The 12,792-nt window shown below is 37.7% G+C and carries 13 protein-coding genes; 11 read left to right on the top strand and 2 right to left on the bottom strand.

Translation table 11 applies throughout. From position 1 onward, the window contains the following. Window positions 1-51 precede the first annotated feature (51 nt). The gene (locus VB732_RS18385) at window positions 52-528 is read right to left on the bottom strand and encodes a hypothetical protein (RefSeq protein ID WP_323232345.1); all 477 of its coding nucleotides are present in this window, start codon (window positions 526-528) and stop codon (window positions 52-54) included. A 405-nt stretch (window positions 529-933) separates the two neighbouring features. Next, window positions 934-1,743, bottom strand: a complete 810-nt coding sequence (gene egtC / locus VB732_RS18380; RefSeq protein ID WP_323232344.1) for an ergothioneine biosynthesis protein EgtC — start codon at window positions 1,741-1,743, stop codon at window positions 934-936. A gap of 402 nt (window positions 1,744-2,145) precedes the next feature. Here egtC and VB732_RS18375 point away from each other — a divergent pair, with 402 nt between their 5' ends. From VB732_RS18375 to VB732_RS18325, 11 genes are all read left to right on the top strand, one after another. Next, window positions 2,146-3,066: an OST-HTH/LOTUS domain-containing protein gene (locus VB732_RS18375; protein WP_323232343.1), complete on the top strand. Its 921-nt coding sequence runs from the start codon at window positions 2,146-2,148 to the stop codon at window positions 3,064-3,066. 20 nt (window positions 3,067-3,086) lie between these two features. Beyond that, window positions 3,087-4,793, top strand: coding sequence for a D-aminoacylase (locus VB732_RS18370; RefSeq protein WP_323232342.1), 1,707 nt, complete (start codon window positions 3,087-3,089; stop codon window positions 4,791-4,793). 212 nt (window positions 4,794-5,005) lie between these two features. Next, window positions 5,006-5,917: a hypothetical protein gene (locus VB732_RS18365; RefSeq protein ID WP_323232341.1), complete on the top strand. Its 912-nt coding sequence runs from the start codon at window positions 5,006-5,008 to the stop codon at window positions 5,915-5,917. A gap of 121 nt (window positions 5,918-6,038) precedes the next feature. Beyond that, a complete protein-coding gene (locus VB732_RS18360; RefSeq protein ID WP_099100873.1) occupies window positions 6,039-6,332 on the top strand; it encodes a type II toxin-antitoxin system HigB family toxin in 294 nt (97 codons plus the stop codon). A 14-nt stretch (window positions 6,333-6,346) separates the two neighbouring features. Beyond that, on the top strand, window positions 6,347-6,724 hold the full coding sequence (locus VB732_RS18355; RefSeq protein ID WP_323232340.1) for a transcriptional regulator: 378 nt from the start codon (window positions 6,347-6,349) through the stop codon (window positions 6,722-6,724). A 276-nt stretch (window positions 6,725-7,000) separates the two neighbouring features. After that, the gene (locus VB732_RS18350) at window positions 7,001-7,414 is read left to right on the top strand and encodes an Mpo1-like protein (RefSeq protein WP_323232339.1); all 414 of its coding nucleotides are present in this window, start codon (window positions 7,001-7,003) and stop codon (window positions 7,412-7,414) included. Then, the gene (locus VB732_RS18345) at window positions 7,398-8,402 is read left to right on the top strand and encodes an aromatic ring-hydroxylating dioxygenase subunit alpha (RefSeq protein ID WP_323232338.1); all 1,005 of its coding nucleotides are present in this window, start codon (window positions 7,398-7,400) and stop codon (window positions 8,400-8,402) included. The genes VB732_RS18350 and VB732_RS18345 overlap by 17 nt, the downstream gene beginning before the upstream one ends. 240 nt (window positions 8,403-8,642) lie before the next feature. Continuing rightward, complete coding sequence (locus VB732_RS18340) at window positions 8,643-9,383, top strand: hypothetical protein (protein ID WP_323232337.1); 741 nt, start codon at window positions 8,643-8,645, stop codon at window positions 9,381-9,383. A 5-nt stretch (window positions 9,384-9,388) separates the two neighbouring features. After that, window positions 9,389-10,441, top strand: a complete 1,053-nt coding sequence (locus VB732_RS18335; RefSeq protein WP_323232336.1) for an aromatic ring-hydroxylating dioxygenase subunit alpha — start codon at window positions 9,389-9,391, stop codon at window positions 10,439-10,441. A gap of 127 nt (window positions 10,442-10,568) precedes the next feature. Then, entirely contained in the window at window positions 10,569-11,471 is a 903-nt protein-coding gene (locus VB732_RS18330; protein WP_323232335.1) for a ferritin-like domain-containing protein, read from the top strand. A 39-nt stretch (window positions 11,472-11,510) separates the two neighbouring features. Next, a complete protein-coding gene (locus VB732_RS18325; protein WP_323232334.1) occupies window positions 11,511-12,728 on the top strand; it encodes a P-aminobenzoate N-oxygenase AurF in 1,218 nt (405 codons plus the stop codon). Window positions 12,729-12,792: the final 64 nt, after the last annotated feature.

Here is a 12,792-nt window from a genome sequence, read left to right as displayed (position 1 = left end):
GTTTTTTTACTTGGAGTACTCTAAGGGAAAGTGTCAAGCTACGTAGTGATTTTAGTCTACATAGTCTGTTGGTATTTCCGAATCAACAATATTATCTGAAACTATTGGGCGGCTACCATCTACATCTAGAGTATCTTGAACTTGAAAATTACTCTTAGCAATTGGTCGTTGCCCATCTATGTCAAGAATAGCCTCAACCTCTAAATCACTAGGGTCAATTGGACGTTTGCCATCTACGTTTAACATATCATGATCTTCAAAAGCGCTCTTATCAATCGGGCGCTGACCATCTATATTAATTGTTTGATCGGAATGATTTTCAGCTTTCACAATTGGACGCTGACCATCTATATTAATTGTTTCTTTAATCTCAATGTCACTTGCATCAACTGGACGCTGACCATCTATGTTAATTGTTTTAGTTGCCGATTTGGTTTCATTAGATGATGAATCTATATCAGTGTTGCTTCCTTCTGTATGCTGAACCAAATTACTTTTATTACTATTACCTTTTTTTCTGTCAGCCATATTTTTTTCCAAGACTATTTATTTGTTAACAATATTATCTGAAGAATTTGTTTTTCAATTAGCATACTGATGTAGAATCAAAAAAACTTCTACCGTAGCATAGAATGTATCTCTAACTTTAGAGAGAATTGTAATTTTTATAGAAAAATTTTGTCTAGAGCTTATGTAGCAATGGTAAAAACATTTTGCCGCAATGATTGAAGTTGCCCCAAGAACTAACTGGGGATAACCGATGAGAATGAGCGGAATCAAAGCAGTGAGTTCTATGATACATCAACAAACTTTTGCGATCGCTTCGACACTTAGTCGCATTCTCACATTCCACCACCCACCAGCAGTTCGGGCAACCTGATAGATATAGATTTGAGGTTATTTTTTGGGCGTTGTTTATTTAAGTCCCATTATTTAAACCCCAATGGGAGCAAATCTCTCCAACGGGCTAATTGTTGGCTGCAATGACTTGGCTTCAAAAAATAGCATACTTTGCTCATCAAAAGCAGTCCAATTTTCGTTAGATAAAGGCTCAGAGGCAACAATAATTTGGCTTGGGTGCTTGAGAGAATCACTTGACCAATAAAGAGTAGGAGCTTGTGTACGGTAAGCATAGCGAACTGCTGCAACTGCTTGACCGTCACTGACAATCACATTGGCACTAAAGCTAGTCTTGTGTTCTGATGCCAACTCTGTCAATTTTTCAAGTGTCGCACGTAAGGCATCAAACAAAGTCATGTTTGGAGAAGACTGCCACATTTGCACTAGCAGGGCGAAGATGTGTTCTGAGTCAGTCATACCTTTAATCAGACCGTATGTGGAATCAGACAGGCTTTCACGTATTGGTCTATAAAGAGTCTGTTCAAAGTTTGAGATTTCGCCATTATGCACAAACAACAGTTTTCCACTGCGAAATGGCTGACAGTTGCTAATGTCGAGCGATTCACCTGTCCCAGCTAATCGGGCATAGCCTACAGTACAACTAGATTGTACATAGTTGCTCAATTCTTCCAGGTTTGAATCGTTCCAAAGCGGGATTGTGTTTCGGTAAATGAAGGGTTTACCCACTTCATCGTACCAACCTACACCCACTCCGTCTGCACAAACTACTCCTGATTTTAATTCCAAAGGACTGTAACTTTGTTTGTAAAGCGAATGCTCCGGTTTATACAGCAACTCATCTAATCGGATGGAATTACCAAGGTAGCCAATTAATCTACACATAAAAAAATGACATTGCTGAAAGATTAACAAAATTTAGTTACAAGCCCCGATATCAATCGAACCTTTTAACTATGCAATTACTGCAAAACATTACTAATTTAACAACTATTTTTGATCTTGTGTATGCTTTAACTGTGACTTTAGTCATGCTTTTGTTTATAATTTTCATTAAAATTTTTCTGGAGAGTTTTCAATGTAACAAGCTTCAATACCTGTGTCTATTCGCAAACTAAATAACCCTTAAATATTCTGGAAAAAGGTGCTATTTATACTGAAAATAAAAAACCCTTCTTTATTGATGAATAGTTGTACCCACAGACATATTTACAGGCGTTGCAGAATAGCAATATAAATTAGTGCGATCGCGCTGGATGAAAACTGAACATCGTGGTGGAAAAAATTATGGTTGAAGAATCAGATAATCTGATAGAAAAGCAGAAAAAATACTTTATGTTAATTGGAGTAAGTGTTTATGAAGGTCAAGCAATTGAATATAAGCTGAAAAAGCTTAGTAAATTTATTCATCCTAATATTGACGATGCATTGCCTGAAATTACCAAAGAAGATTTTTTGGCGAGAGAGAAAATTTTAGAAAAAAGAACACTAGGGTTTATTTTCAACTATTTAAAGGAAAAGAAATTTTTATTAAATGATAATGCAGAATTTTTAGTTAATAAATTTGTAAATGATAGAAATACTGTTATTCACCACCTTGTAAAATTACCAGGGTTTAATCTGAATACAGAAGAAGGTATAGATCGAGGAATACAGTTTTTAGGGGAATATAGAAAAACAATAAAAGATATAAATGATATTTTTGATCCGATTTTCATTTCTGTACATACTTTATTGTACGAAAATGTCGATAATATAGGTGACATGAACAAGTATCAAAATAGTTTGTCTTCACTCTTGAATGAATCCTTGGCAAGAGCGGGCGGTTCTCTTGAAATAGAAGTTCTCAATAATCTTGATGAACGTTTCGATTACCAGATAAAAAATAATTTTAATAGAAATGATGATTTTACATTTAACCCGCAAGCAGAAAAAAATAAATTATGGCAAAATACTAAAATAGTTCGGGCATTGAGTCGTATTGGAGCAGAGATAGCAAATCAAGATGGATGGATTTTTTTATCTATTTGTGAACAAAGGCTAAAAACAGAGTACCCAGAAATAAAACCTAATGATTATGGTTTTAAGAATATTCTGGAAATAATCAAAATATCTAATTTGTTTGAATTTAAAAAAACAAAATCCAAAAAACATAATAAATATAAAATTTATTTTCGGTTTCATCAAGAAACCAATGAAATTAGCTGAAATTATCAAAATAGAGAATCATGTTAGATTTGCTGATTCAAAACGGGTTAATTTTCGATGGCTTAGGCTCTCCACCTGTTCGCGGAGATATCGGCATTCAAAACGGATGCATTGTCACCCTTGCACCCTCCTTAACTACCCCAGCGCGTGAAGTGGTTGATGCTTCTGGGTTATGGGTGACACCTGGATTCATCGACATTCATACTCATTACGATTTAGAGTTAGAAATTGCACCAGGATTGAGCGAATCAGTTCGTCATGGTGTTACTAGCGTGGTTATTGGTAACTGTAGCTTGTCTGTTGCGATCGCAGAACCCCAAATCCTGGCTGATATTTTTCAGAGGGTAGAGACACTTTCCCATCGACTGATTGCAAAATGGCTACAAAAGTCGGTTTCCTGGCAGACACCAGCAGAATATTTACAGCATTTACAACAATTACCCCTTGGCCCCAATGTTGCCCCAATGTTTGGACACAGTGCCTTACGCGCTCATGTGATGGGATTAGAACGTAGTTTAACCGTTCAGCCAACAAAATTTGAACTAAATCTTATGGAGCGCATAGCCAGAGATGCAATAGACGCTGGCTTTATTGGCATTTCTATTGATATGTTTCCCTGGCATCGGATGAGTGGAGAATGGCAAGGTTGCACAATTCCCTCTCAACACGCGAAATTTAATGAATATGCAATGTTGGCGGATTTGTGTCGGCGGTGCGATCGCGTTTTTCAAGTCACACCCAATTTACAAAGACTCGCTTCCTTTGTAGATATTCTGCGGATGGGTTCAGGGATTGGACAAAAACCACTGCGGCTAACAGTTCTATCTGCTTTAGATGCAGTACACGATCGCAAACTATGGCGAATATTTTCTCCCCTACTTTTTATTTGGAATCGGCTTCTCAATGGTAATGTCCGCTTTCAAACCTTAACCGAACCCTTCACCATTTACTCTGATGGATCTGTGACTCCCTTATTTGAAGAATTCTCCACAGGCGCACAACTCAATGGCTGTCAGTCACGAGAGGAAAGGCAACAACTATGGGCATCGGAAATATTTCGTCGTCAGTTTCGTCAAGAATGGCTCAGTAAACGGCGTAAATCATTCCATCGTCAGTTAGATTTGATGGAAGTTATTCACTGTCCCGAAACAAGTTGGCAAGGGTTAAGTTTTGCGGAAATTGCTCGTCAAAAGCAACAAGAACCAGTGGATTTATTTATCTACGCATTACAAAAATACGATACAGATTTACGCTGGGTGGCGACAGGAGCGAACGATCGCCTAAAACCCCGTTTAGCGATGATGCAGCATCCGCATATTTTGCCTGGTTTTACCGATGCTGGCGCTCACGTGCGTAACCTGGGCTACTATGATGGAGCTTTGTCTTTGCTCAAACAAGCAGTTGCAACGAAGTTCCTTTCACCTGAAGCTGCGATTTGCCGCGTTACTGGAGAACCTGCTGGTTGGTTTCGTCTGGATACGGGAGTTCTCAAAGTTGGTGCAAAAGCGGATATAGTTTTACTCGATCCCAATGCTTTAAATCAGCCAATTAGTCCGCAAGTGCAGATATCAGATCCCGTTTTAGATGGTGAACTTCGGATAGTTAAGCGTGGCTCGGATGAGATTGTGCAAGGGGTTTATATTAATGGGGTTCGGGTTGTTTGTCGGGGGAAGGTGAGCGATCGCTTGGGGCGTGAAAAGTTGGGAACGGTTTTGTTTCCTTGTTGAAGTATCTCACGCTGAGGCGCAAAGATAAGTTTAAGAGTTTAGCATTATGCTAAAAATCTTAGTTCTGGTTCGATAATTAGGTTATAGTTCAATTGAGCAAGAAAAAAGCCTAATCAAAACTTACCCGACAAACACTTTTTCGAGGTATGTCAGCAAAAACAAAGCATAGACAAAGAAATAACTTTCATGTTTACTTTTAGATTCGATACAAAATGTCAGATTTAACAAGTATTGAAAAACTTAAGTTAGAAAAGCTGCTCGAAATGGGTGGTGGTTATGTACTAGATTTTTCAAACAGAACCTTTCAGGAATTTATCTTAGAAAGCTTGAACATCGATATATATGATGAAAAATATAATTATCAAAGTGGCTCAAAAGCAAATCGATTAAGAAAACTTTGGAAAGAAGAACCTAACTTTATAGTAGGACAGTTACTAGAAAAGTTATTAGAATATTGGAGTACGAAGAACTTAATAGCTCATCAAATTGTTAGTTATGAAAATAAAAACTTGTTTGACGAATGTCAAAAAGTTGCTGAAAGATTAAAAGAAGGTATTGCAAGAAAATGTGATGAAGATTATTTAAAGAAAGAGGAATTTTCTTTGCTTCTCTCTAAGCTATTGTCAGAATTCGATAAGTTTGCAGGTTTAACAAATACGGAAGATAAAAAGAAACGAGGATTCTTGCTTGAAGATTTACTAGAACGTATTTTTTCTCTTTATGAGATCCCAACTCAAAAGAGCTTTAAGAGGAATGAAGGTGGTGAACAAATAGACGGTGCATTTAAGCTTGAAAGCTGGTACTACTTAGTTGAATGCAAATGGACTCAAAGTTTAACAGATATCCGGCAACTTGATAGCCTTTATGGTAAAATTAGTCGATCAGGTAAGCAGACATTAGGCTTGTTTCTGTCAATTAATGGTTGGTCAAAAAATGTATGTCCATTACTAAAGCAGAATTACGATAAATCAATCATTTTGATGGATGGTTATGATTTACGATGTGTTCTTGTCGAACATAATCACTTGGATTTGAAGGATTTACTTTTGAAAAAGTTGGAGTGCTTAAATTTTGAAGGAGAACCGTTTTACGGTGCAGCACAATTATTGGAAAATAACCAATAGTTTTAAATTTGGTAAAAAGTGCGATCGCTGATTAGGAATGTTAGGCTTAATTTGGGATAAAAGTTAGTATCTCTTCAAGAGACTCTTGATCCCAAAGTGGGGTCAAACTATCATAAATGCTATGCGTATTTTATCCCGCAGCACCCTGCGAAATTTCTGGGAATCTCATGCAGATGCTGAAGAAGCACTAAAGACTTGGTACTATGAAGCGTCTCACGCTGATTGGCAGAGTCCAGTTGATGTTAAAGCCGCTCATGGTAATGCCAGTATTATTGCTAACAACCGTGTCGTATTCAACATCAAAGGCAATACTTATCGGCTCATTGTCGCAATTCGTTATGATATCGGTATTGTTTTTATCCGGTTTATTGGCACTCATATAGAGTATGACAAGATAGATGCAGAAACTATCTAAATAGAGGTTGATGTATGGAATTACGTCCAATTAAAACCCAAGCTGACTATCAGGAAGCTCTTCGAGAAATTGAGTTGCTGTTTGATGCCGTCCCTAATACACCTGAATGCGATCGATTAGATGTCCTGAGTACCTTAGTAGAAGCTTACGAAAAGGCACATTTTCCTATTGAAAAACCCGATCCGATCGAAGCAATTCAATACTACATGGATACCCGTGGCTGGTCTCGTCGTGATTTGGAATTATGTCTTGGTAGTCGAGCTAGGGTATCTGAGATACTATCTCGTAAATGCTCCTTGACCTTGGAGATGATTCGGAAGTTAAATCAAGAGTTAGGTATTCCGGCTGAGATTCTGATCCAGCCTTATGATTCAGTGCAAACCTCTGCTTAATAACGGTCAGAAAAAAGCAACGAAATATTAAACCGTGAAAAATTCCTCTATTTTTATGAATGTCAAACTTCAGACTGACAAAGACAAGTTAGACGAAAGCACTAGTATAAACATAAATAAGGAAACAGAAAAAGAGAAGGTTCTATGTTCTCATTGTCAGCGCACTGCTACGAATGGTATTAAATGTAAAGGTATTTGTGTAGCTGATAATGACTATTAAAGTATATTTGAGTAAAATTGGTGATGCAGCGAGGTGAAAATTGGTAAGGTTTTGATATGAATTATAATCTTCGACAAAGTTTGAGAAATCGAATTAATAATCAAATTACAGATCATCCTTTTACAGACTATTGGGATATTTTTATTCTTAAACATCAACATCCAATTAATATTACTCTACACATTCTGGGAATATTATTTTTTTACAGTTTACTCTTTTATACTTGGAAATTGCAAAACTTTTGGTTGCTCTTGGGCTTACCGTTAACTCAATTATTGGGATTAACCGGACATTTTTTATTTGAGCGTAGCCATATTGATTTACAAGATGCTGTATTTTCTTGGCGTGCTTCTTATTGTTTAGGTAAAATGTTATTTAGAATTTTGACGGGTAAATATCAAGATGATATTCGCCAACGACAAGAAATATTAAATAATTATCTATCAAACAATTATGCAAATATTCAATAATTGGAATGTAATTGCTCAGGGTTGGTATATTGCCTGTCCTAGTCATGAAATCCCTAAAAAAACAGCAAAATCTGTAGAAGTATGCGGTCAAAAAATTGCCATTTTTAGAGGTGAAGATGGACAAGTACGGGCTTTAGATGCTTATTGTCCTCATTTGGGTACAGATTTAGGAATTGGGAAGGTTGATGGTAATTGGATTCGTTGTGCATTTCATCATTGGGCATTTGATGAAACAGGAATTTGTCAAAATATTCCCTGTCAATCAGAAATTCCTACTCAAGCTAAATTACAAGCTTATGCAACAGAGGAAAAGTATGGATTTATCTGGATTTATCCAGACGCGAAAGCACCAGAGGGAGTGGCTGATTTTGATGAATTGAAAGGGAAAGAAATTGTTGCACAATCTGATATTGCATTTGAAAGAAGTTGTCATCATCATATTTGTATGATGAATGGGATTGATGCTCAACATTTAAAAACAATTCATCATTTAGATATCAAAATGGATCTATCTCTACATCGCAACGAATTAGGCACACAAATAGACTTTTCAATGCGGGGACAATTCCCTCAAACTACTTGGAGAGAAAAGTTAGGTCAAAGGTTTCTTGGTTCTACATATCAGTATTCAATGCGTTATGCTCATGGTTGCATTGGTTTGTTAACAATGATGAAAGATGTTAGGCTTTTTCCGCCACTGTTTATGATATATGCTTATACTCCAATTGCACCTGGAAGAACGCGAATTCAACCGATTTATGTAACTGAAAAACGTAAAGGTCTTGTGGGATATTTGCTAAGTCAGTTTTTGCTATTCTGTACTCGCTTGGCTTACTATATGCTTAGGGATGAAGATGGTAAGATTTACGACAATATTCGCTTTAATCCGAAGTTGCTCCTTAGTATTGATAAGCCATTAGCTGAATATATGGGGTATGTAAATCAGCTAAAACCGTCTCGATGGTCAAAAAATAGGGGTGTAGAATAGTACATTGGGTTAAGTACAACGTAACTTAACAAGAACTTTGGTAATCTTGGGTTTTTTAATTCTTTGTAGAATAGGAAATGCCTACCAACCCTTATTGAGAAGTTGCAAGATGTGAATATGAGATTGTAGCCTAGATAACCATTTTGTAATCTGTCACATTACACCGTAAATTTACCAAATTGGTCGATAAAGTTTTAAATAAATACATCTAACCAATAGATTTTAGGTAATTTCCGAGTAATGAAGAGTTTGCTGATTCCTGTTCAAAAGTTGCAATCGAGCGATCGCATCGCCATGTATGCGTTACTGCAAAATCACTTCCAAGGTATAACCTGGGATGGATTTCAAATGGATCTAGAGCGCAAAAACTGGGTTTTGTTGTTGAGAGATGAAACATCCAACGCACTCAAAGGATTTTCAACTCTCATGTTATGCCAAACAACTTTTTTGGGAGAAAAAATTAGTGTCGTATATTCCGGCGATACTATCGTTGATCCTAGTGCTTGGTCGAGTACAACACTACCACGTAGTTGGATTGCCGCTATCAATTTTCTGCGTCAACACTATGCAGAAAATAAACTTTACTGGCTGCTAATTTGCTCTGGTTTTCGCACTTATCGTTTTCTCCCTACTTTTTGGCAAGATTTCTACCCGCGTTATGATGTTACAACACCTGCCGATGTAACAAATCTGATGGTGAGTTTAGCACGCGAATACTATGGTAGTTTATACCAAGAAGCAACTGGCATCGTCAATTTCCCGCATCCTCAAATTCTCTCTGAAGGGTTAATTGAAATCCCCACAGGAAGACAGACTAACCCCCATATCCAATTTTTTGAAGAAATAAACCCCGGCTATCGATTAGGGGATGAATTAGTTTGTTTAACTGAAATTAACTATGACAATCTCACTCGTGCTGGAAAACGGATGTGGGAGTCAGAATCATCGTTACAATTTGTGCAAGATTGTGTTCTCATTTAATTTTTATGGTATCTACAAAGCCACAATCAAACTTTAACAACCCGACACAATTTATAGAGGGATGGTACTGGACATTAGCATCAAAAAAATTAAAAATTGGCAAGGTAAAAGCTATAACTTTGCTAGGTAAAAATCTGGCAATTTATCGGGGAGTTAGTGATCAGGTAGTAGCTATAGATGCTTATTGTCCACACATGGGCGCTCATTTAGCAGAAGGTAAGGTAGAAGGTGATGGAATTCGCTGCTTTTTTCATAATTGGAAGTATGACAGTCACGGAATTTGTGTAGATGTTCCTTCTCTCGGAAAACCGCTACCTGTGTGTATTAAAACTTGGCACACGGCAGAGAAATACGGCATGATTTGGGTTTGGGCGGGGGAAGAAAAGCCAAGCTTGCTGCCTTTTGTACCAGAATTAGAACAGGCAGATTGTGATTATATATTGGGGACTCGATTTGTCAAAAACTGCCATCCCAATGTCTTACTAATTAATGCGATTGATGCTCACCACTTCAATACAGTACACAATTTGCCTTTAGAGATTATATTTGATTCTCAAAACCTCAACCCTAACGCTATTACCTTCAGCAACACTACACGAGGAGGGGATGATTCTTGGTTAATTCGCCTGATTCGTCCTCTATATCGTAATGAAGTTACTTATAGTATGTGTTACTGGTATGGCAGTACTGGCACTGTGACGCTAGGGCCGGATTTCCTGCACTTCTACATTATATTTACACTGCGAATGATTGAAGGTGGTAAAACTGAAGGGCAAACAATTCTTGTGACTCCCAAGCGGCCTGGATTTTGGGGATGGGTTTTAAATCGTGGTTTGTTATGGTTAACCCAGCAGGTTGGTAATTACTTTGCAAAAGGGGATACGCAGGTATTTCAAACAATTCAGTTTGATTTAAAGACTCCTACTAAAGCAGATCAATCTATTCTGGAATTTATTCAGCACGTTAATCAACAAAAAGCTTTAAGCTGGGGAAAGTGGGAAAATGTTAATTATCCAGATATTCAAACCTTATCAATACCTAATACTAATTCGCTATGAAGATTTAGATAATTATTAAACGAACCGCCAAGTGCGCCAAATACGCCAAGAGAGAAGGAGTAATTATTAAGTGCAAGCTCATGGAGAATTGGTATAACCCTGAATTCACTTTAATTGAACAGAAAAAATGGATAAATATAACATTGTTGGGTTTGACTTACCACACACAGATTCTGATAACAGTTTGCGACGGATATTAACAGCAGCATTACCTAATAAGAATAATTATGCTAATTACCCACAATTAAATTATTGGGATGCTGAATTTTTCAATTTACATCAAGTCAAAATTTTTCAACAATCTAATATTAATGAACAATCTACTATTCTAGAACTTGCTAACCGCAGCCTGTTAGAAGAATCATATTTCATTGAGAAAGCAGGCGTTGGCTACATGGCAAAAATGGTACTGTTAGCCGAAACAGTTGAAGAACGAATGCTTTATGGATTGTTTACGGCTGATGAAGCTACCCACCTTCACCAAATTAGCCATTTTTTACCAGCAATGGAAGTAACTAATACGGTTGATCCGTTTTTGCGCTTACTATCAGAAGTGGTTGAAAGTGAAGATAAAACAGTTTTGTTGTTTGTGCTGCAAGTGGTTTTAGAAGGATGGGGTTTAAGCCATTATCGGCGTTTAGCAAGGGAATGCCGCTATCCAGTTTTAGCAGAACTTTTTTCTAGTTTTTTACAATCTGAATCCCGCCATCACGCCACGGGAACCACCTTGTTTAATCAAATTACTGTTTCAGCATTCAGTCAAACAACAATTCTTGATGTATTGGCACAGTTTTTATTTATGGTACAGGTGGGGCCACAAAGTTTACTCGCAGCAATTGAACAAGTGAAAGGACATCTGACGCGATCGCAAAAAATCCAAATTTTAGAAGAACTGGATACAGAGACTCACAGTGGAACCCGATTACAAATATTGCGATCGCTCATGGGGGGAAAATCAGCCCAGTCTATTCTGCAAAATTTAGAAGAACGCGGAGCCTTTGAACCACTCCCCGCCCATCAATGTGTGTAATAAATATCAATCTTATCTCTGCGTGAAATAAAAACGGATATGGAAAAAACTATTCATCGCAAATTACAAATTAACCACACCCGCAACAAACAGCAAGATCATACTGCTTTAATGGATGAAGCTGTCACCAATTTTCGCTATGAGGATTGCCAAAACGAGTATTGGAACCCAGAGGAATTTTCCCTGCTATATGGTACACCTTTATGGGAACAGTCCAGCCAACATCAACGTATAATTTTGAACCAACTTTACTGGGTAGCTTACTACTCACAAATTGTTTCTGCGGAAATTGCAACTATCTTTTTCAATCAAACCAGTGCAGCCGGACTTTACGCCCAAGAGGATTTTCGCTTAATCTGCGATACATTAGACTTGGAATCCGCCCAAGAGCGATCGCACATTAATGCCTTCCGCACAATTGCCAAACAGGTTGAACAGGCGCTATTTGGGGAACTTATCTTTACCTACCCCATGCGCGGCCCCTTTACAGAAACGATGGTTTATGCTGACACCAATGCTCTAAAAACTTGGTGGAAAAAAATTCAACTTCAATACTTTGGGCTGATTTCTGCGAATAATGCTTTTTTGGCTTGTCAGTATTTCACTGTCCGGGGAGTGCGGACACTAAACGGCAAGTTAGTACAGCACAAACTCAGCAATTATTATCAAAAACATCCCCATCCTGAAGCTGCTCCAATTCCTGCTAAAGTCTCCTATTATCACTTCATGGATGAAAGTTTTCACTTCAATAGTTCGACAATTATATCTCACGATGTTATCACTTGCCTTAAGCCCCCGACTGCTTATGAGCAACTGGTTGCTAATTTAGGATTGCTGGGATGTCAGCGCGATCATTTTCATTTTTCTGCTGCGATTAACGGAATATTTTGGTATGATCCGGCGTTGTATCACAATATTTATCGGGTGTTGCGATCGCCAATTTTTGAGATGAGTGACATGGATGCTAAAGAAATGATGCGGCGTTGTTTTACCCAAGAGTCTGAAGGATTACAGCGCAGTTTTTCAACTCATCAGGAGGCGATGAAATCTTATCAGGTGTATGTTGAAAAACTCAATTATCTTTGGCAACGTAATCGGGATATGTCGCTGATGGGAACTAATTCAATTTCTCGATATTTGGCGACTCAGCAAAAGGCTTTTCAAGGTTTTGAACACCAAAAATATTTGTTTTTAGCTCACACAGAGACACAGAGGCACAGAGGGAGCATCCAGTTTTGGAGGATTTACCATTTCTGAGAAAATATAGAAGGAAAGAATACTGTGCGATCGCTGACTATGAACCAAGAGAAACAATAACGGA

Source organism: Nostoc sp. UHCC 0252 (genome assembly GCF_034931145.1).
GTDB lineage: Bacteria > Cyanobacteriota > Cyanobacteriia > Cyanobacteriales > Nostocaceae > Nostoc.
Note: the sequence above shows the minus strand (reverse complement) of the source record. Positions and strands in the feature narration are given on the sequence as shown.